The organism is Methanosarcina sp. DH1, from assembly GCF_020804205.1.
GTDB lineage: Archaea > Halobacteriota > Methanosarcinia > Methanosarcinales > Methanosarcinaceae > Methanosarcina > Methanosarcina vacuolata.
Genome location: NZ_WJBJ01000035.1, coordinates 31,684 through 53,296 on the forward strand (window position 1 = coordinate 31,684; position 21,613 = coordinate 53,296).

A 21,613-nucleotide genomic window follows, 5' to 3' on the forward strand; every position below is an offset into this window, starting at 1 on the left:
TAGAATTATAATTTTGTGTAGTGATGTTACACTTACTTTTATCACTAGATTTTGGGACTGAGTCTGCTCGTGCCTAAAAGAATAAAATTCCAAATATGTTATGTTGGAAGATCACGGTTTAGATATGAGAATGGGGTTCTTCGTCATTCCCAATGGATAAAATGATTTTCAATTCAAGACAGCATTGGTTTTTATGAGAATATTATGAGAATATCCATACAAAACAGCGAAGAGACAGAAACATGAACTCGTGAGTAAACTTAAGAACACAATTCGGTGTCAATAGAAGGCTATGTATCCAAAAACGCGGAACTAAGGATATAATTATTTTCGACCCATATGAAACAGTGAAGAGACACATCATTAAGTGCAATAAGCAAAATATAATATGGAGAATATGGTGGGTATTCAGCATAGCAGTTCCAGGGAAAAGGACTTTGTGGAAGTTCTCGGATTAAGGAAGGAGATCGAGAAAATCCAGTCAACAATTGCTGATTTTGAGATGGGAAAAAAGCTGAATATAGCCATTGTAGCCGAGCCTCTTAAAGGAAAAACTACCCTGAGCGACAAAATAGAGAGAATAAATTTAAACAGGGCAGCAAAAATCACTTTTTCTAAAATTGTACAGAATAAAAACGAAATTTCCCTCCCGGATGATACAAAAAAAATTGTAATTCTTGATAACTGTCATTTCCTGTATATGAGAAAGCCAGGTGGTTTTGATATCTTTTATGAGTTTTTGGATATGATTAGTTTTCAGAACAGGATATTTATCACTACCTGGAACATTTATTCCTGGAAATTCTTAAACGAAGCTTTCGGGCTTGGGAAATACTTTCCGGTACAGATCTTCATCCCTGCTTTTGAAAAGGAAAATCTCAGACTTTTTATTCTCAACAGATATGAAAAAGATGAGATAAAATTTGCTAAAGACGAAGAATCCGAAGAAGAACCCTTCTTCTATATAATGAAATATCCTTTAGAGCTAGCATTATTGGGCAAAAAAATTTTCATTCTTGTTCCTAAAATAAATATCTCTTATCTCAAGAATCGCCTTCTGAAAAAACAAAAAATAGAAGCTGCTGAAGACCAGGTATTTGAAAAGCTTTACCTGGAATCAAAAGGCAACCCCGGAATTGCTTTGAGAATCTGGGAGCTTGGTCTTGACTATCCTGTTATGAAGCCTAAAAATATAGGCCAATTTTCGTATGAAGTAGACCTTGAATATGAAGAGGCTTTTACTTTGAGCCTTATTCTTTCTTATCAGGGTCTTACAAAATCTGAAATCACTGAAATAATGGGCTCCATGTCGAGCGTGGACAAAATTCTCTACCAGCTCTTAAGCCAGGAACTTATTTTAAAAGATGAAAATGACTCTTATCGTGTCAGGCCTGAAGCCCTGAGCAGTGTTACTACATATATGGAAAAACTGAGGCTGGTGTGGTAAGTGGTAGACGGAAACACGAGCAGGGAGCAATTATTAGAAATTTTCAAGTCAGTTGATACGCAAACCCTCATAACTATGGCCCTGATTTTTTTAATTGCATATGTTCTTGGCAGGGTCATTACCATTATCTTATTAAAACTTACAGAAAAATTGAGCCATACTGGCAGAATAAAAGTAGAAGTAGTTATCCCTATCATAAAATTTGTAATCTACCTCATAGCTTTTTATTTCATCTTTAGAGAAATATTCAAGATTTTCGGACCGGAAATCTTTCTACTGGCTGGACTTCTGGGTGCAGCCATTGGATTTGGGCTTAAAGACCTTTTTTCAGATATTGTCGGAGGGCTGGTAATTACATTTGAAAAACCTTACCAGATAGGGGATAAAATTTCAATTGGGAATTATTATGGTGAAGTCACTGATATAGGTCTAAGAGCAACGAAACTGTTCACACCTGATGCTAATGTCGTTACAGCCCCAAACAGCCTGATTTTCAAAGAAACCGTTGCCAGTGCAAATTATGGGGTCTCGGAAATGATGGTTGTAATAGACCTGTATATTGCAGGAGAGTCACATGTAGAAACTGCAATGAGAATTTTATGGGAAGCAGTTGTGAGCTCTAAATATGTTTATATCTCCAGAGAAAGGCCTGTTATTCTGCTGCATAAAGCCCTTCCATTCTACACGAGGTTAAGGGCCAAAGCTTATGTCAATGACCTTAGAGACCAGTTCAAGTTTGAATCCGATGTTCACACGAGGGCCTGGATAGAATTCCAGAAGAATGGGATCAGGGCTCCCCAGCTCCATATTTTGAATATTCCTTCAATAGAAGAAAAGTATGAATCAGACACTACAACTCGGAGAAATATGGGGTCAAATTTGAGGCCAAATGCAGGAGGTCTTAAAGATTCCAAATAAAAGAGAGTAAATTCACAAAAGTTTTTTCTTTGAGTCTTGATGACGATAGCAATTGTTTTTGTTATGTTCAGTATGAATCAATACATCCAGAAAATTCATAAATGACGATGGCGATTGTATTTGTTTTGTTCAGGCTGAATCGCTACATCCAGAGAAATCGCTACATCCAGAGAATTATCGCCCCATAAGGTCGATACTTGTCGCAGTTCCAACCATTATGTCTTTTTCTTTTTCCAGGGCTTCAAGAATATTTGAGACCAAAAGGTGGCTGATTGCTCTCCTTTTCCTGGGTTCAACTACATATCTTAACCGCATTTCGATCCAATTTTCCTGCATTTTCATATAGAGCTTTGTCTGTACATCATAGGTAGTAATAAAATATTTTTGTCCCATTTGACGGAGTTCTTTCTGTGCCAGGTCTTCGAACTCTCCTAAAATTGAGCCTGCAACATTGAGAGCAATCCCTTCAGCTTTTTTCCAGTTGCTCCCATAAATAAGTAGAAACCGAACTTCATCCCAGATAAAGGAATAATCCCTGGTATAGTTTTTTATCGTCTTATTAATGGCAAAGCTGTTAGGTATATGGAGAATTCTGCCAGTATATTGATCTGCATCCACCCATTCCCTGATTTCCATTATTGTGGTGCTTATGCTCCCTATGTCAAGCACATCGCCTACGTTATCTTCAACTTGAATCCTATCTCCTGCTTTAAAAGGGTGATACAAAATGAGGAGAATTCCTCCTGCTATGTTTCGCAAAAGGTCTTGAAGCGCAATTGCGACTCCGGCGCTGAGAATCCCATAGGCAATAAGCAGGGTGCTGGTTCTCTTGAACCAGATTGCAAAAAGTGCGGCAAAAGCAAGTACTGTGATAAGAATAGATGCAGTTTTCCTTAGAGTATACCTGTCTTTGGCAGCCGATACTCTTCTAAGAATTAGATTTCCGGTAATGGAATTTATTATATAAGCCAGAAAAATCACAATCAAAGAGATAAGAAGAGCATCCAGGAGAGACCGGTCCTCGAAGATGTAGAAGTTAGTCAGGTATCGGATATATGCGATAAAAAGGATCAAAATTAGCAAAATAAAAATATTCAGTCTCCTGATAACCCTCATGTAGATAAATATAATGTCTTTTATATATCAATATGGCTGCGGTGGCCGAGACCCTGGCTGCAGTGGCCGAGACTCCTTGATGCTTGATTCGGTCAATGTTAGCTTTGGACTAGGAGTTTATCCAAAATGGTTGCCTGCTGTACCTTTAACAATTAGGCAATATGTAAAACCGGAACAGATACCTGGATATTATAGCTCTATTGTGATTTTTCAACATGCGTTACTGATTTTTTGGAGAGGCTCTTAACCAGAGACACATCTATTTCACTTATTTCACTTCATCTTTTCAAAACCACCTTCTGCGGTCCATAATCTCATAAAGTTTCACTTTCATAAAATCGGTTATAACAAAAGCCACAAGTGCGTAAATCCAGACAAAACCTGCCAGTTTCCATCCAATTGGAGATATATAGAATCCATATACCGCAACGAGCGTTGCCAGTACTTTTGTAACCACTGCAGCCCAAAAAAGGAGTTTTCCCGGAGGAGGAGACCAGAAGTGCCCCCTGTTGCGGGCAACGAATATGGTCAGGTGTCCGGCTATTGCAAGTTTCAGGAATATAAAAGACTGCAGTACACCCGGACTGAGATAAAGAACTCTGGCTCCGATATAGTATATTGCAAAAGAAAAAACCACACCTACGATTCCCAGAAATGTGGACATTCTCAGGACTTCACGCATATTCCATTTTTCTGGTATTAAGGAATATTTTACATTGTCATACGCAATAGCCATTATAGGAGCATCATTGAGAATAGCAAGCAAAACAATCATTATAGCAGTTACAGGATAAAAATTAAACACAATTATTGAAGTGGCAATAAAAAAAAGCACCCTTACAGTCTCAGCGATTCTATAGATAGAATAGCTCTTCATCCTCTGAAATATCTTACGGCTTTCTTTTATCGCGTTAATAATGGTCGAGAGCCCTGAAATTGTAAACACTATATCTGCAGCGGATTTTGCAGCATCTGTAGCCCCCGCAACAGCAATTCCAGCATCAGCCATTTTAAGGGCAGGGACGTCGTTAACCCCATCGCCCGTCATGCCAACAATATGTTCTTTTTTCTGAAGGAGTTCAACAATCCTGTATTTGTGTTCGGGAAATACCTGGGAAAAACCGTCAGCCTTCTCTACAATTTCCTGGGCTTCGGAATCGGATTTTTCTACGAAATCATCAGCTGTAACTATGTTCGTACCCAGGCCTACCTGGCTTGCTATCTCTTTAGCAATGGCAAGGTGGTCTCCGGTTACCATTTTCACGTCTACTTTAAGGGAGTTTGCCGTCTTTATTGTCTCAGCGGAATCTTCATGCGGTGGGTCATAAAGTCCAAAAAGTCCTGCAAACCTGTATTTTCCTTCTTCTTCCACACAAACTCCCAGGGCACGGTATCCTTTTGAAGCCATATAATTTACTTTTTCTTCTACCTTCTGCCTTACTTCTTCTTTATTGCTTGACATGCCCAGAATAACCTGGGGTGCGCCTTTGGCAATTTTAAACTCTCCTTCGAGTCCTTTAACCGTAGCTTCAGTGTGCTTTATTACAGGGTCAAATGGAGTGAATTTTGTTACATCATAAGTTTTTATTTTGTCTGCAAGGGATTCTGTGTCCTTTGCCTTCTGGAGGATCGCATTATCAATCGGGTCATTATCCTCTTCTCTTGAAGCAAGAGACCCGTAGATCAGAAGGTCGTTTTCTTTAAAGTTTCCGAAAGGCACTAACTCGGATAATTTTAGCTTGTTCTGGGTAATTGTACCGGTTTTATCCGAACATAGAATGTCCATTCCTGCCATTTCTTCTATGGAGACCAGTTTACTGACAATAGCTCCTTTGTTTGCAAGTTCGGTAGCTCCTACAGCCATTGAAACAGACATTACTGCTGGAAGAGCTGCAGGAATTGCAGCGACTATCAGCACAAGAGCAAACTGAAGGGTTTCCAGAAAAGGAGTGTGCCTGAAAAGTTCTTCTACAACTAAAACAATTGCAACAATACAGCCTGCAAGGACAATCAGGTAGTTTCCGATTTTGAGGACAGCTTTTTGAAAGTGGCTCCTGGTCCGGATTTCGGCCACCAGTTTTGTTGTTTCTCCAAAATAGGTATTCATGCCTGTAGCCACAACCAGAGCATTCATTTCCCCTTTCTGGATAACGGATCCTGAATAGGCAATGCCATCAGATTTTTTCTCTACAGGCAGGGATTCTCCCGTTAGGGCTGATTCGTCTATCTGCAGATATTCTCCTTCGAGGAGTTTAAGGTCAGCAGGAACAATATCCCCTGAACGTACACGTACAACATCTCCAGGGACCAGTTCCCGTGCAGGTTTTTGAGTCCATTGTCCTTCTCTGAGTACTCTGGCATTAAGGGCCATTTTCTTCTTAAGAAGTTCAATCGCATTGTCAGCCTTATGTTCCTGCCAGAACCCCACAACCCCGTTTAAGATAAGGAGCAAGGAGATGATCACAAAGTCTTCCCATCGCTGGATAATACCTGAAATTGCAGCTGCCACTTCGATCATCCAGGGAATTGGACCCCAGAAATAACCTAAAAATTTTCTAAGTGGGTTGACCTTCTTTTCGGAAATTTCATTATAACCATACTGCTTTATCCGATTTTCAGCTTCCGATGAAGAAAGTCCTTTATTACTGGAATCAAGTTTTTTCAGGACTTCATCTGCAGGCAAATCCTTTATTTCATCGATTTTGAGCTTCACATTTTCCCCTATAAATAAGCCCCCAATCCGCGTTTTCCCAATAAAAATGTCCAAAATTCAGACTTATTTGTCCTGTTGATCTTTTCTCTTGGACCTCTTCTTTTGGATCTCTTCTTTTGAACTTCTTCTTCTGAACCTGTCATTTTTCGCAGTTGTAAACCTGTATCATAAACCCGATAAAATTCCCATTTAGAACATAGAAGCAGAAAAAATAAAAATATATGACATAACTTATAATTTATTATTGACCCGGAAACCCTGGGACCTCATATATAATAGCAATTTTTGGCAGTGAGCCCAGTATCTCCAAATGATATATGGATTTTACATGCAGCAAGCTAATGCTAACGAAAAAATAGAGTTGTTCCTGTATTCTGTTTTTTCAAGCTGTTTACACTATTTTTCAAGCTGTTTACACTATTTTTCAAGTCCTTTGCAATGTTTTTTAAACTATCTGCAGTATTATTCAGGACATTGCATCCCTGGACATTCATTGATATACTGCATAATGTCGCTCATTTTTGCACTGGCCATGGCTACAGACATATCTGCACTTCCGTAATAAATGCGGAGTTCATCGCCCACAAGGATCCATCCACACGGGAAAACAACATCATTAACGTCTCCAGTCCGCTCATACATTTCACGAGGTCCGAAAACCCAGCCTTCTGACCTATGGAGCACTTTTGTGGGATCTTCAAGGTCAAGAAGAGCAAGTCCGAGACGATAGCTCTTTTTAGATGTTGTCTGACGTACCCCATAATACATAATTAACCACCCGTCAGATGTTTTCATTGGCGGAGGGGCTAATCCAATTTTACGTGCATCCCACCATCCACCTTCCCTGGCATACAGAAGAACCTCATGTTCTCCCCAGTATTTCATGTCAGGCGAAAAAGATATCCAGATATTTGCCTTTGCACCCGCAATGTTAGATACGGGCCTGTGTAACATTGCCCATTTGCCATTAAGTCTTGTAGGAAAAATAGCAGCATCTTTATTTTCAGGTGGCATTATAGGCCCTACTCTCTCAAAATTAGTGAAATCATCGGTATAGGCAAGCGACGTTAATGGACCAGAGTCCGAAAAAGCCGTATAAGCTATAGCCCATTTTTCCATCTCATCAATGTAAGTTATACGTGGATCTTCAATACCATATATCTCTTCAGAATAGTATGTTGGATCCGAGGAAAAGGTTGGTTTGGGATCAATTTCCCAACCGTCAATTCCATTTTTGCTTCTAGCTACGGTAAGATGGGAAAAACCTCTGTGGTCTTCAACCCGTACCAGTAATATAGTTGTATTGTTGACCATAATCGCTGCAGGGTTAAATACCGAACTGACCTTATACGGCCAATAATCAACTGTAAGTATCGGATTCTTCTTATATCTTACAAATAATTCTCCTTCATCTTTCCAGATCATATTATTCCCCACTCCTTCTGATTTCGGATAAGCTCTAGGTTTTAGATAAGCATTAGATAGGTAAAAAAGCAGGCTTTTTTATTCCGCAATATCAGTAACAGTTATTCTATTGCTGAAAGTTACTAAACTTTTTTGATCTTCCTAAATCTGTTATTCGGCTCTTCTCTGTTTCGAGTGGATAATTTATACCCACTTTCTATATGTGAGAGATACATACTCAAAATATGTAAGCAGTCTCTGTTGAAAATCACATTCAAGCTTGATGTCTCTCAATTAAATTTGAATATTTTGTAACTGATCAATTATTTTTAATTATTTTAACACATACAAAACAGCGAAGAACCAAATAAATAAAAGGTCATAGAATACAAAGCCTTTTACATCAATTAATTGTCTAAAAAGTGAAATAATTCGTTTATTACCTGAGGTAATTGTCGGATAGATTTTAAAGGACAGGGCATTCGTGACCCTGTGCGCTTTCTTAGTAATAAAAAACTAATAGAGCCCCTGGCTGAATGATGCGAACAAAGTTAAGCAAAAATATAAAATTTTGGAGAAAAAAATGAGCGAAATTAAAAGAAAGTTTGATGAAATTTCAAAAAAATATGATGAGCAGAGAAAGAAGTTTATTCCTTGTTTCGACGATTTTTATAGAGTATCAGTGTCCGTGGCATCCGTAAACATGGAAAATCCAAAAATACTGGATATGGGGGCTGGAACAGGACTTTTATCAGCGTTTTTGATGGAAAGATATCCAGATGCCTCATTTACTCTTATTGATATCTCGGAGAAGATGCTGGATATAGCAAAAGACCGGTTTAGAGGTAACTCAAACGTAAAATATATTGTAGCAGATTATTCAAAGTATTCTTTCGTCGAAGATTATGATATGGTAGTGTCTGCTCTATCTATCCATCATCTGGAAGACGAAGAGAAGAAGGAAATTTACAAAAAAAGTTACTCTCTACTTAAACAAAACGGGATTATTATTAATGCCGATCAGGTACATGGAGAAACTCCTTTCATAGAAAACTTCAACAAAAATATCTGGAAACACTATATAGAGAATAGTGGTCTGCCCGAAGAAGAACTCCTCGCTGGTTATGAAAGAACTAAGCTTGACAAGGACTCAACATTAGATCAACAAATCAACTGGCTTAAAGAAGCAGGATTTTGTGATGTTAGCTGTATGTATAAATTCTACCAATTTGCAGTGATGTTTGGGAAAAAGGTATAGTTTCGGGATTATCTTAACTGTTATTTATATTTTATTTTTCACTAACGTTTGGATTTGCAATGTCAGTATAAAAACGTCAGTATAAAATTAACTCAAACAAGCGGTCTCAAAACTACATTTGATTCTATAAGCAGGATAATGTGCTATATTTCAAGGCAAATACATACCTGAATTTCAGAATAATTTTCGATATGAATTTAAAGTCAACAATTCCAATTATCCAATTGTAGAAATGAGTCGAGTTTTGAGGCAACCTGCAAAGAACAAAATTCAAAAAAAATAAATATTTTTGATAGAAGATTCATAATATGTAATATTTTAGTTATCAAAATCGAAACTATTGAATATAATTAACGTGAAATAACCGGGATAAAACATCAGAATAGAAAAGAGAAATCCGAATAAAACTAGCTGACGAGAATGTAAAGAATAAAAGTATAAGTAATATCACCAATAATATTGGTGCAAAGAGCTCAATTAATAAAAGTAGTCAATATTTACTGGTAGTTTCGGACAATGGGTTGGGTTTTCCGGAAGGTCTTGATTTCAGGAACGCTGGTTCTTTGGGTCTACAGCTTGCAAACATTCTTGTTGAACAACTGGAAGGCACAATTGAACTTCAAAAAGATTCAGGGACTACCTTCAAAATATTATTTAGGGAAAACAACTGATTATCCGGAGGCTTATCCGATATCAAAGGGGAGATACAATGAAAAAAGCAAAAATTCTGGTTGTCGAAGACCAGAATATAGTGGCTCTTAATATCAGAAACAAACTGAAAAATCTAGGTTATACTGTGCCGGGTACTGCATCCACAGGAGAGGAAGCAATAAGAAAAGCGGAATTGACGAATGCAGACCTTGTTTTGATGGATATCATGTTAAAAGGTGAAATGGACGGAATTGAGGCCGCCCGTGAAATTAAAAACCGGCTCCGAATTCCAGTATTATATCTTACCGCCTATACTGATGATGAAACTCTTGAGAGGGCAAAAACGACAGAGCCTGCAGGATATATCTCAAAACCTTTTAAGGAAGAGGACCTGCACAGCAATATCGAAATGGCACTTCACAAGCACAGAGCCGAAAAAAAAGAAGCTGAAAAAGAAGCTGGCAAAGAAAATGAAAAGACTCCTGAGTAAATGTTTTACTGCATACAGGGACCTGTCAGATCTCGATAAAAACTTTAGACGAAATTCTTACTGGATACAGAGGATTTGAAAACCAGAAAAAAGTAAAATTGAAATTGGAGAAAATAAGCAGAGAGAATAATCTCATCCAATGGTAAAAGGATCCTCTGACCCCCTTGTATAAAAGACAAAACACTATTTTGATTCACCTGTAAAATTGAAACTAAGAAAGTTTTTTCTTCAAAACGGTTTCTTTCCCTAAAAACATCTTATCTATCTCCATTTTGAATCAATGAGACCCACTAAAAGCTGAAAGTATCCCAGCACTCATTCTTTAGAATGTATCGTCTAGCAACTATTGACCCGCAAACGTTGACCCACAACCGTTGACCCACAACCGTTGACCCACAACCGTTGCGCCGGTTTATCACAAACCGTTGCGCCGGTTTATCACGCCGATAGGGTTTGGGGATAAGGTTATCAAACTCAAACGTTTCTTGGGGTTTTCGGTCAAGCCTTTTTTGAAAAGGGTTGCGGTCAAGCCTTTTTTGAAAAGGGTTGCAGTCAAGCTTTTTTTAAAAAAGTGTGATTACGCTTATTGGTAGTCCAAACAAAATTTGGATAACTTGGGTAAATAGACCCATGAACAAATTGAAAATCAGTGTCTCAAGCCCATAATTCAGCCCTCTTGAGCGAACGAAGTGAACGAAAAGTGCACCGTCCTCCCGAGACGGGACTCGGGCAAGAATGATAAAAACCCACAAAAAAATAAGTCAGGCAGAAGAAAGTGCCACAATGGCTTCTGCCAGATCTCCGTTTGAGTTCTTCAGGGCTTTCCGGGCTTCATCTTCAGAGACACCGGTCTGCTCCATTACAAGTTTTATATCTTCAGAGGGAATTTCCAGTTCTTTCGGGACTTCTTTTACGTCACCTACGATCTGGTATGTTTCCGAACCCTGGACTTTCATGATAGTGACATTTGCATTCTCTATAATGATATTAGAGTCTGCAGTCTTTATTACTACTTCCTGAACGTCCTTGAGTTCTTTAACATCAATCCCCATCTGTTTCATCATCTGCTTCATTTTGGCCGGGTTCATTCCCCGGCCTCCCATACCTCCCATTCCTGGGAACATAGGCTTACTTCTCCTTTATTTTCGTTTATTTTTCAGATTTAGGTTCAATATCAGCGCAATTTTACTTATTTAATGGCATCCACCACAGGTGCCGCATCCAGCGCCGGCACTTGGATTGCGGATAAGGAATCCCTTTCCGTTTTCGTCCTCAATAAAGTCAATACTGCCCTCAGAAAAGTTCTTCTCTATATCTTTTGCCATAACGAGTTTAATCCCGTTACTTTCCATAGTCACGTCATCTTCCTTTGTTTCATCATCAAAGGCTAAGCCATACTGTATTCCACTGCAGGCAACCCCGGCAACAAAAATTCTGAGAGCAAGCTCAGGCTTCTCTTCCTGTTCAATCAGTATTTTCAATTCTGCAGCAGCTCTGTCTGTTACTTCTATCATTTACGCACCTCTTTTTTATTTTTCATACTTATAACATAGTTGTGGTTTTATTTCCTATAAGATGCCATCCGTTACAGCTCAAGGATAATTTCCAAACTTTATATACTCTTGCATAGGTCAAATATAACATTTATCGTAAAATTGCGCTTTTTTCTGAAAAAGACTTTTTCACAGGAATCTTGGAAGATAGGGTCTGGATTCTTTTTCAAGAAATCCTTTCTATTCTGCCAGTATATATAAATCTATTTTCTATTTTATATATTTTTCTTCTAATACTTTTTTCAGATTCCTGATTCACAGAAATTCAGCATCTTCATCAACAGGCTCCTCAAGAACCTTTGCAGTATAAGCATTAATCTCCACGGAGTTACGTTTTCCCTTCACTTCCCAGACAGGGATATACACAAGCTCCATATCGAGCTGTATTTCATCAGACCTGGGGCCGATATTCCTGTGCTCATATATAACAGCCTGTCCTTCTGTATTGTTAAAACGTATCTCGCGTGTATTTTCCTCTTTAATATAGTCCAGAAGAATCCTTTCTGCCTGTTTTTTGTCCACATTAGGTCTTTTTAACTCGTAATGCACGGCAGGAACCCTTGTAGGTGTGCCAAACCCTTCTATCTCCATCTCTTCCTTTGACTTATTTAAAGCATTAAGAAAACCCTTTCCCTTTCCGGCAATACTCAGGACTTTTGACCTGAAGCGTTTTTCTGCTTCAACATTGTATCTATATTTCCAGAAAGGTACAAACTTTAAAACTGAATCCATAGGGTTGTATATATAGAGTTTTGCAATAATAATAGCCTGATTTTTAGAAATCCTTGGTTCTACAGACCGTATATTCAGCATTTCATACGATTCAGTTTCCGGGGCCTCAACCTGTTCCGGCTTCCTTAACTCTTTTTTCTCTTCCAAGCTCCGTCTCAGAGGTTGATTTTCAAAATGAATTTTTTCGGCCTCTGATTGCTGGTTCTGCAGAGGCAAGAGATCTTCTTTAAAGTAAGGTTTCTCTCTGGATTCTTTTTTTAACTTCCAGTTTTCGACAGGCAATTCGAAAATTGTTTGCCTGCGCTGATCTCGTGAATCATTTGATGTTTTATCCTCCGGTTCAGGATACGAAATCTTTGATTTCTGCTCCAGATTTACAAGAACCGATCTTCCAATTTGAAGAGCCAGTTCATCCCTATTCCAAACATGGATCCCAAGTTCAGCTGCATAATCAATTAATTCTTCAGGCCCTTTCTGGGTCATCACATAGATTCCTGTACAGTCCACTATCTTTTCTGAAAAAGCTTTTATTTCCTCGCGACCTGGCTGTAGGGCACATTTGACATAAGCTTTATGCCTGTTTTTCTCCACAAAAATGTCATACTGGCTGGATATTGTGGCATTGTATCCAGAGGATTTGAAGATATCAACAAGGATTTCTAAAAGGTCTTGCTTCATGATTCTCACTTTCTTATATCCTGCACAGCTAAAATAGTTTATGATTACATTCGAAATTTAATAACCTGGCATATTTTATTATAACTTGATTTTTTTCCCTTCTTATATCTCCTCAACTTTTATTTCCAGGGATACAAATATTTAAGAAATTAAATCCTAACCACATATATTATGAGTGGAATTATGAGTGGAATCAGGTTTGGAGCAGATTCCTTTTCCACATACGAGGAAGGGATTAAGAAAGAGTGGATCGTAGGAAACGGACTCGGGGGATATGCCTCATCTACAGTAATAGGGGCAGGCACAAGGACTTATCATGGACTGCTTGTGGCAGCTCCAGAAAACTCCCCAGGGAGGTTTGTATTGCTTTCTTCCCTTGATGAGGAAATTTCAATTAACAAGGAAGTTTATCGGCTTGCAACCCATAAGTATCCTGGCACTATTTTTCCTTCAGGCTTTAGTTACCTCTCCAAATTCATCCTTGTTCCTTTTCCTCTCTGGGTTTACCAGCCCGGCGATTTTACCATAAAGAAAAAGGTCTTCATGACTCACAATAGCAACACAACCTGCATTCTCTATGACATCAAGTCCAGGAGAGAAGGAGCTCTGCTAAGGATTTTTCCACTGGTAAATTCCAGAAATTTCCATTACACTGTTCACTCAGGAGAACTTTCTTTTACTCAGAAAACCGACCCTGAAGGAGTAAAATTGCAAAGCTCAAACGGCTTTAACTTCTCGCTTTCATCCAATCTCCAGTATCATTCCGATCCAAAATGGTATTATAACTTTGAGTATGATGCTGAGAAGCAAAGGGGACTCAACTTCCAGGAAGATAATTTCAATCCGGGTTACTTCGAAAGCAAACTCAAACTGGGTACTTCCCATTTTTTCATTGCTGCTTCAACCGAAGATATTTCTTCTCTTACTCTCGAACAGGTCGAAGAATTCTATACAAGGGAAACTTACCGACAGAATCTTCTTGCCTTCAATTCAAGGCTTACCGAACCTTTTGCTCTTAAGCTTCTCAGGGCAACGGACCCTTTTATAGTGAAGAATCCTTCTTCAGGTGAAAGTACGGTGATTGCAGGATATCACTGGTTTTCTGACTGGGGGCGGGACACCATGATCTCTATGCCTGGCTTGCTTTTAATTCCCCGTCGTTTTGAGGAGGCAAAATTTATTCTCAAAAACTTCTCCAGGAATTGTAAAAAAGGACTGATCCCGAATGCTTTCCTGGCACTTGGAGGGGACCCAATTTATAACACTGTGGACGCCTCTCTCTGGTTTATTCACACTGTGGGCCGATACTTCGCATATACGAAAGATTTCCTTTTCCTCTCGGATGTATGGGATACCGTGGAGAATATCATAGAGAATTACCGCAAAGGTACGGACTTTGGGATCGGCATGGACTCCGATTATCTTATCCGACAGGGCCCTCAGCTAACCTGGATGGATGCTAAAATAGGGGAACAAGCAGTGACCCCAAGAGCAGGTAAAGCCTGTGAAATTAATGCTCTGTGGTATAATGCCCTGAAAACAGCCTCCAATCTGGGCACCTATTTAGGAAAAAACATTTCCTCATATGAAATTCTTGCAGCTGGAGTGGCTTCAAATTTTGAGAGTGTTTTCTGGAACTCTGAGACCAATTGCCTCTTTGACCTCGTGTCTCAGGACAAAGCAGGAAATGAGGTTAAAGACCCTGCGATCCGCCCCAATCAAATCTTCGCAGTAGCCCTGCCTTATACTATCCTTTCACCTGAAAAAGAAAAAGCAATAATGGACAGAGTTGAAAAAGATCTCCTGACTCCTTTTGGACTTAGAACTCTTTCAAGCGATCATCCCGCTTATAAAGGACACTATCAAGGAGATGCCGCAGCCAGAGATGCCGCTTATCATAACGGGACAGTCTGGCCCTGGCTCCTTGGCGCTTATGTAAAAGCTTACCGGAAGGTTCACAACTATTCTAAAGAAAGCCTTGAAAATATGCGGGCTCTTCTGCAGGGTTTTGATATAAACCTTGAAACTGCAGGCATAGGCACAATTTCCGAAGTATTTGATGGGGATTATCCTTACACTCCAGGAGGCTGCATTGCCCAGGCCTGGAGTGTGGCGGAAATTTTAAGGGCATATGTTGAGGATGTGCTCGGAATCAAACCCTGAAAAAAGAGCCAGGTTTAATTTCGTCTCTATTGTGCTTCCCTTAAGACCTAATGCCCTCTCTTTTTTATACTTGTTCTGCAATCTATCTCCCATGATTGATTTTGATTCTTTGAAATCCGAAAAGGGTCTTATCCTTGCAGTGGTTCAGGACCAGCTTAGCAGGGAGGTGCTTATGTGCGCCTATATGAATCGAGAAGCTCTTGAGAAGACCGTGGAGACCGGGATCGCACACTTCTGGAGCAGAAGCAGACAGCAGTTATGGAAAAAAGGAGAGACTTCGGGGCATGTACAGAAAGTGAAAGAAATCAGGGTCGACTGTGACATGGATTCTCTTCTCCTGCTAGTGGAACAGGTCGGGGGAGCCTGCCATATGGGATACAGATCCTGTTTTTATCGAAACCTTGAAGGAGAGGTTGTGGGAGAAAAGGTCTTTGAGCCTGATGAGGTATATAAACCTTAAAATTAAAGAAACTAAAATTAAAGAAACTAGAATTAAAGAAACTAGAATTAAAGAAAATAAAATTAAAGAAACTAGAATTAAAGAAAATAAAATTAAAAAAACTAAAATTACAGAAACTAGAATTAAAGAAACTAGAATTAAAGAAACTAGAATTAAAGAAACTAGAATTAAAGAAACTAGAATTAAAGAAACTAGAATTAAAGAAACTAGAATTAAAGAAACTAGAATTAAAGAAACTAAAATTAAAAAAACTAAAATTAAAAAACTAAAAAAATATTAAGTTATTTGTTTCTTTTTTCATTTTTATATTTTATGGAGAGGACTTACGCGGTTAAATCAAAAAACAGCGGTATGCAATCTGAAATATACTTATTACAATACTTGTTACAGAATTATTCGCACTTCATTTTAGCTCATTTACTGCGTATAGTCCTATCCATAAAAGACTCAATATACTTTTAGAGTTACACTGTTTCACTATTTCTGCAATCCGATGCGGAGTGTACAAATGAACCGTATTAGTATAATTTATCTACAGTTTAATCTATTGTTAGGATTGTCAACAATTAACAGTCCCAACAGTCATCCCAATCGTCGCCGAACCATCCGTTGTCACAACCGCATCCCTCTCCATTGTCACAACCGCATCCCCGGCCGGTACCGAACCAGCTATTTTCTACGAAGTCTAACAAGTTAGTGCCCACTTTATCATTATCTACTACCTTTCGATCAAAGACTCTTTCTCTAGCTGCCTTTTTAACCACTTTTTCTTTAGCTACCTCTTTAACCACCTTTTCTTTAGCTACCTTTTTAACAGCTTTTTCTTTAACTGCCTCTTTAACCGGTTTCTCTTTAGCGACTTTTTCTTTAACTCCCTTTTCTTTAGATACCTCTTTACATTTGCCATCGCTAGTCTTTGAATACCATGCACTTGCTGATGCAGCTGTCAATGATAATACTAAAAAGACAGCTAACAAAATAAAGACTGTTTTCTTTATTTTGTTATATCTTTGTTCTCTCATCTATATCATCTCCATCATTCTGTGAGGTTCGATACAATTTCACCTTTACTGGTTCCACAATTCACTTTTTATGGGCAAATCTACTTAATTTAAGAATCAGTAATCTGCTTACATTTCTGGAAGACTATCTAATGAGTAAACTATGTTGCTTCATTATTTGCCGCTAAAAGTGATTTTTTATTGTATCGCTAGTTTATTATTATCCAGCGCATATAATAATTGTAGAAATATAAATTAGAAACCGATATTAATTATAATCCGATTTTTGATATTCAAAATCGTTTTAAATATGCATTATACTCATATATTTAAAAAAGAAGGTTTAATAATTATTATTTGCTTCATAATATAATTACTATAAAATTTGATTTAACGTATTTAACTTTAATTATTCTACAGCCATTATAATATGGTATATATTACTCTTCAGAATTCATCTGTCATATATATCGTTCTTGTTCAATAAAAATGCCTAATTGGAATAAATCTAATTGTAATAAATTATAGCCCTGAATACAATAATAACGACTTAAGAATCAACAACTTAAAAATCAACAACTTAAAAATCAACAACTTAAAAATCAACAACTTAAGAATCAACAACTTAGAATTAGCTTCATAGTTCCAAAAATTTATTCACACATAAAGAATAAAAATCACAAAAACCACTTTTTAGCTTCGTTCTTCTAAATAAAATTGCCAGAAGTTTTATTATATACTTCCCGGCTCTATATCCATTTATATGGCTGATGAGAAGCGGATAAGGAGAATCGTTCCGGACACAAGCGTGATTATTGACGGGAGACTTTCGTCCCGCATTAGAAGCGGGGATTTCAGAGGTGCTGAGATCATTATTCCCGAAGCTGTGGTCTCGGAACTTGAAGCCCAGGCAAATAAGGGCAGAGAAATAGGATTTAAAGGACTTGAAGAGCTTCTGGAACTCCGCAGGCTGGCAGAGAAGAAAGAAATTCTCCTTCAGTTCAGCGGGGTTCAGCCCACTCTTGAGGAGATTAAGTTCTCTAAAGAAGGCAGGATAGATGCTCTTATCCGAGGTACGGCTATTGAGGTAGGAGGACTGTTTTTAAGCGAAGATAGGGTACAGTCTCTTATAGCTAAAGCAAAAGGGCTTAATGTCGAGTATATGCATCCTAAAGTCCTGGAACCATCCGAACTTCCGCCTCTTAAAGTAGAACATTTTTTTACTGACGATACGATGTCCGTACATCTTAAAAATGGGGTATCTCCTATGGCCAAAAAGGGGCCTGTAGGGAATATACGCTATGTAAAAATTCGTGATGAGCCTGTTACTTCTGCGGAACTTTCCAGTATCTCAAGAGAACTTATTGAAAGGGCCAGGCTGGACCCCGAATCTTTTATTGAGATGTCTTCAAGTGGAGCTACTGTCCTGCAAATCCGGAATATGCGAATTGCAATTGCTCACCCGCCTTTTTCCGATGATATGGAGATAACGGTTGTAAGGCCAACTGTGGTTGTGGACCTTGAACACTACCGGCTGAGCGATAAACTCAAAGAGCGGATTGTAAGCCAGCGTGGTATTCTTATTGCCGGCCCGCCCGGAGCTGGAAAGTCTACTTTTGCCGCCGGAGTTGCTCGATACCTGAATGACCGCGGGCAAGTAGTTAAAACAATGGAGTCTCCAAGAGACCTCCAGGTGCCTCCTGAAATCACCCAGTATTCACCTTTGAACGGCAGGATGGAAAATACTGCAGACCTTTTGCTTCTGGTCAGGCCGGATTATACAATCTATGATGAAGTCCGCAAGACCGGCGATTTTCTTATTTTTGCGGATATGCGGCTTGCGGGCGTGGGAATGATCGGGGTAGTACATGCAACCAGGGCAGTGGACGCAATTCAACGCCTGATAGGAAGGGTTGAACTGGGCGTGATCCCTCAGGTAGTCGATACCGTTATTTTCATTGATAAAGGAGAAGTGGCAAAGGTTCTGGTACTTGAGTTTACCGTCAAGGTCCCTCATGGAATGACCGAACAGGATCTTGCAAGGCCGGTAATCGTCATTGCCGATTTTGAGACCCGAAAAACAGAATATGAAATATATACCTATGGGGAACAGGTTGTTGTTATGCCAGTAGGGCCTCCTACCGAGCTAAGGAAACCTGCCTGGAAGCTTGCAGAAGAGGAAATAAGAAATGTTATTGGCAGGTACGCCTCCGGCCCGGTTGAAGTTGAAGTGACTTCAGACGACAGTGCACTCGTAAAGGTCCGGGAAGACGAGGTACGAAAAGTTATTGGCAAAGGTGGGAATGTCATTGACCGGATCGAAAATGTTCTTGGCCTGCATATTGACGTAAGAGAACTGGAAATCGGAGCCTCAGGGGCTGCAAAAGGCCGGAAGTATGGAGCTGAAAGTAAAGCTCTCCGAGGGAAACTAAAGACAACCAGCTTTGAGGAAGAGCCCAGTGTTTCTTCTGTTCATCCTTTCATAGAAAGAGATAAAAAGCACCTTATTCTTGGAGCACCGGAGCTTGCAGGAAAGGATGTGGAAATATATCTTGAAGACCAGTATCTGTTCAGTGCAACCGTAAGCCGACATGGAGATGTGAAACTCAGGGCGAACTCGGATCTTGCATCTGAGATTCTGGATGCTCAGGATAAAGGAGAAACAATTGAAATCAGAATGATCTGAAAAGTAACTGCCGAAAGATAAATTAGGCAACACAGATAAAGCCGCAAGATAACGGAAAATCACTCATCTTTGAAAGTAAAGTATAAGGTTCTTCATGTTTCTAATAGGCCCTTCACACCTCCAATAGGTCATTCATCCCTTTAATAATTTTTATCCCTTCTGGGGTAATATCAAATAGGGAATACTTGATCGGGACAGCCTTGTCCCGCATTTTCTCAATGTAAAGATATTTCTTTGTCTTTCCGTAGTTGAAATTCTCCTGTGAAGTAAGCCTGATTAACCCGAAAACCATGTAGCCAGTAAGCCTGTGGGTGAGATTATAGGAATCCTCATCCATAACAAAAAGACTTGTGCACCCGTTTTTTAGAAGTATAATGCTTATCGAACTGAATTCATCGGCAAATTCTCTTATGTCATGGTTTATGGCCATTACCCCTATGTTGTCGATAACCATGACATCAACTTCCGAAGACATGGAACTTAAATACTCGATTATATCAATATCCACAGCACATAGCCCTTTACCAAATTTCGAAGCGCTTTTGATTTTGTTCATTTTATCTTCAAAGATATTCTTGATACTGAGGTGTTTACTTTCAACGAAAGGCTTGAGGTCAAGGTTAATGCTTTGGGATTGGCTGAGGATATCTTCCGTAAGCTCTCTTGTAAGAATTAGTATGCACTTCTTGCCTTCATTGCAGCTTCTGTGCAGGAAATGAATTCCAAGAATTGTTTTTCCGGCGCCTGGAGGACCCGTAACCAGAATGCTTTTTCCTTTAGGAAAACCTCCGTCCATTAGCGTATCCAACCCTTCAATCCCTGTAGATAAACTTTCCATACTATCACATCTTAAACTCAGGTATATTTCTTAGTTATTTTAAGGTGTTTTAAGTAATATACTCTTCCTTTAAAAAGTTTATAAGTTGGTTTGGATCATCAAAGGAAAAAGCAATGCTTGAGATAACATGACAAGTTATGTGAATGCAAATTCCAATGTAATCAAAAGCTATGTTGAAAATCAGGAAAAACGGAAGGAAAAAAATCATATTACCAAATGAAAATAATCGATTTCAAGAAATCATTATAACCATAATGAGGGCGCGAAGGGTGCACCAGAGCAACTTTGATTCATTTTTAATCAATAAGAGTTTATCAATAAGAGTTTATCAATAAGAGTTTATCAATAAGAGTTTATCAATAAAAGTTTATCAGTAAGAGTTTATCAATAAGAATTTCAGAGCTATTTTTCACGATCAAAAACTTGATTATTTCGAATCTGAGGACTTGTGGAAGTGAGATTAACTGTTTACTATTACAATTGCATCGCAACTAAAAAAACAAGGATTTTTCCTTCCCGAGAAAAATTCAGGCAAGATGAAACTCAGGGAGAATAAATCCTTGTATTTCTAATTTTCTGCTTATTTTCTGCTTATTTTTGCTTATTTATTCATTCTATTGCATGTTAATAGCGTCACAGGACTTTTATTAGCAAATTCAATTTTTAATAGTGTTTTTCATGAAGTCGGATTTCAGAAGGGTTATTTCTTATTTCCAGGCTTCAGTTCGATTGTTTTTTCCAAATCTCCGATCTTTATGGTGTACTTGCCTGCCGGCATCCCGGAAGTGTGGTAATTGAATTCGAATTTCCCTTTTGAATTAGCTTTCAGGGTCTGAGATGCCTCAACTTTAAGGTTTACAGAGTCTACGCTCGGGACAGCATCGCCATCAATAAGAACCTTGTAAGTAAAGGGCGGAATATGTCTCTTAGAAATAACTGCAATTCCTTCGGGTGATGCATCAGAAGACCGCTCGATCCAGAATAGTTTTTTTATGTGTATGTTCAGGTTCTTTACTTCCTCGGTCGTGACCGTAAAGCGGGCATTTTTACCTTTCGGGATCTTTATCTTATCAAGCGAATACTGGTATCTGCCATCGGTAACAGAGAGTTCCTTTACAAAAGAAACTTGAGCTCCAAGTTCCGCTCCCGGAGAAGCCGTACCTTTTATTTTCAGAGTATCTCCCACAGTCGGATTGGAGGGAGAAATCTGCCAGTCAGTCTTAGCTGCTGACGGAGAAATAAATAAACCAAGCAAAAGAAACACAGACCGAAACCCGAGAACAAGTTTTGTTCTTTTTGATTTCACGAGCTTTATGTTGGACTCAGTCCCAAAATCTAGTGATAAAAGTAAGTGTAACATCACTACACAAAATTATAATTCTATAATTATGTAATGATGTTACGGCAAAAACAATGGTAACTATAAACCTTACTCTTAATAACTTTTCGGAGCTCCCTGCTCTCTTAGATGTTTTTGGTTGTTTTGGAAACGATTATGAATATAC

Annotated in this window: 18 protein-coding genes; 9 read left to right on the plus strand and 9 right to left on the minus strand. The window is 38.7% G+C overall.

The features are described 5' to 3' along the window. The first annotated feature begins 388 nt into the window (after positions 1 to 388). Complete coding sequence (locus FXW07_RS18255) at positions 389 to 1,447, plus strand: hypothetical protein (RefSeq protein ID WP_229397040.1); 1,059 nt, start codon at positions 389 to 391, stop codon at positions 1,445 to 1,447. Beyond that, positions 1,448 to 2,365 carry a mechanosensitive ion channel domain-containing protein gene (locus FXW07_RS18260; RefSeq protein ID WP_229397041.1) on the plus strand — a complete coding sequence of 306 codons (918 nt, stop codon included), beginning with the start codon at positions 1,448 to 1,450 and terminating at the stop codon, positions 2,363 to 2,365. It begins immediately after the preceding gene. A 174-nt stretch (positions 2,366 to 2,539) separates the two neighbouring features. Here the strand turns inward: FXW07_RS18260 and FXW07_RS18265 are convergent, their stop codons facing one another. From FXW07_RS18265 to FXW07_RS18275, 3 genes are all read right to left on the minus strand, one after another. Continuing rightward, the gene (locus FXW07_RS18265) at positions 2,540 to 3,439 is read right to left on the minus strand and encodes a mechanosensitive ion channel family protein (RefSeq protein WP_229397042.1); all 900 of its coding nucleotides are present in this window, start codon (positions 3,437 to 3,439) and stop codon (positions 2,540 to 2,542) included. Between the two features lie 328 nt (positions 3,440 to 3,767). Next, positions 3,768 to 6,194, minus strand: coding sequence for a plasma-membrane proton-efflux P-type ATPase (locus FXW07_RS18270; RefSeq protein WP_229397043.1), 2,427 nt, complete (start codon positions 6,192 to 6,194; stop codon positions 3,768 to 3,770). Positions 6,195 to 6,656: 462 nt separating this feature from the next. Then, entirely contained in the window at positions 6,657 to 7,619 is a 963-nt protein-coding gene (locus tag FXW07_RS18275; protein WP_229397044.1) for a glycosidase, read from the minus strand. 562 nt (positions 7,620 to 8,181) lie between these two features. Here FXW07_RS18275 and FXW07_RS18280 point away from each other — a divergent pair. From FXW07_RS18280 to FXW07_RS18290, 3 genes are all read left to right on the plus strand, one after another. Continuing rightward, positions 8,182 to 8,856, plus strand: a complete 675-nt coding sequence (locus FXW07_RS18280) for a class I SAM-dependent methyltransferase (protein ID WP_229397045.1) — start codon at positions 8,182 to 8,184, stop codon at positions 8,854 to 8,856. Positions 8,857 to 9,377: 521 nt separating this feature from the next. Beyond that, positions 9,378 to 9,527, plus strand: coding sequence for a hypothetical protein (locus tag FXW07_RS18285; protein ID WP_229397046.1), 150 nt, complete (start codon positions 9,378 to 9,380; stop codon positions 9,525 to 9,527). Between the two features lie 38 nt (positions 9,528 to 9,565). Further along, the gene (locus FXW07_RS18290) at positions 9,566 to 9,997 is read left to right on the plus strand and encodes a response regulator (RefSeq protein ID WP_048155682.1); all 432 of its coding nucleotides are present in this window, start codon (positions 9,566 to 9,568) and stop codon (positions 9,995 to 9,997) included. 761 nt (positions 9,998 to 10,758) lie between these two features. On the opposite strand, the gene FXW07_RS18295 is transcribed toward FXW07_RS18290, so the two are convergent. The 3 genes from FXW07_RS18295 to FXW07_RS18305 form a co-directional block, all read right to left on the minus strand. Next, positions 10,759 to 11,121: a nascent polypeptide-associated complex protein gene (locus FXW07_RS18295; RefSeq protein ID WP_048120564.1), complete on the minus strand. Its 363-nt coding sequence runs from the start codon at positions 11,119 to 11,121 to the stop codon at positions 10,759 to 10,761. A 69-nt stretch (positions 11,122 to 11,190) separates the two neighbouring features. Then, positions 11,191 to 11,511 (minus strand): iron-sulfur cluster assembly accessory protein, encoded by a 321-nt coding sequence (locus tag FXW07_RS18300; RefSeq protein WP_229397047.1) that lies wholly within the window; start codon positions 11,509 to 11,511, stop codon positions 11,191 to 11,193. 294 nt (positions 11,512 to 11,805) lie between these two features. Next, positions 11,806 to 12,960 (minus strand): hypothetical protein, encoded by a 1,155-nt coding sequence (locus FXW07_RS18305; protein WP_229397048.1) that lies wholly within the window; start codon positions 12,958 to 12,960, stop codon positions 11,806 to 11,808. 183 nt (positions 12,961 to 13,143) lie between these two features. Between FXW07_RS18305 and FXW07_RS18310 the strand changes: the two genes are divergently transcribed. From FXW07_RS18310 to FXW07_RS18320, 3 genes are all read left to right on the plus strand, one after another. Further along, the gene (locus tag FXW07_RS18310) at positions 13,144 to 15,123 is read left to right on the plus strand and encodes an amylo-alpha-1,6-glucosidase (RefSeq protein WP_229397056.1); all 1,980 of its coding nucleotides are present in this window, start codon (positions 13,144 to 13,146) and stop codon (positions 15,121 to 15,123) included. 91 nt (positions 15,124 to 15,214) lie between these two features. Then, complete coding sequence (gene hisI, locus FXW07_RS18315; RefSeq protein WP_229397049.1) at positions 15,215 to 15,583, plus strand: phosphoribosyl-AMP cyclohydrolase; 369 nt, start codon at positions 15,215 to 15,217, stop codon at positions 15,581 to 15,583. Beyond that, a complete protein-coding gene (locus tag FXW07_RS18320; RefSeq protein WP_229397050.1) occupies positions 15,555 to 15,863 on the plus strand; it encodes a hypothetical protein in 309 nt (102 codons plus the stop codon). Before hisI ends, FXW07_RS18320 begins: the two co-directional genes overlap by 29 nt. A 286-nt stretch (positions 15,864 to 16,149) precedes the next feature. Here FXW07_RS18320 and FXW07_RS18325 read toward each other — a convergent pair whose 3' ends face one another. Continuing rightward, positions 16,150 to 16,605, minus strand: a complete 456-nt coding sequence (locus tag FXW07_RS18325; protein WP_229397051.1) for a hypothetical protein — start codon at positions 16,603 to 16,605, stop codon at positions 16,150 to 16,152. 742 nt (positions 16,606 to 17,347) lie between these two features. Here FXW07_RS18325 and FXW07_RS18330 point away from each other — a divergent pair. After that, positions 17,348 to 19,270 (plus strand): PINc/VapC family ATPase, encoded by a 1,923-nt coding sequence (locus FXW07_RS18330; RefSeq protein WP_229397052.1) that lies wholly within the window; start codon positions 17,348 to 17,350, stop codon positions 19,268 to 19,270. A gap of 112 nt (positions 19,271 to 19,382) precedes the next feature. Here the strand turns inward: FXW07_RS18330 and FXW07_RS18335 are convergent, their stop codons facing one another. Further along, positions 19,383 to 20,108: an RAD55 family ATPase gene (locus tag FXW07_RS18335; protein ID WP_229397053.1), complete on the minus strand. Its 726-nt coding sequence runs from the start codon at positions 20,106 to 20,108 to the stop codon at positions 19,383 to 19,385. 700 nt (positions 20,109 to 20,808) lie between these two features. Continuing rightward, positions 20,809 to 21,414, minus strand: a complete 606-nt coding sequence (locus FXW07_RS18340) for a hypothetical protein (RefSeq protein WP_229397054.1) — start codon at positions 21,412 to 21,414, stop codon at positions 20,809 to 20,811. Positions 21,415 to 21,613: the final 199 nt, after the last annotated feature.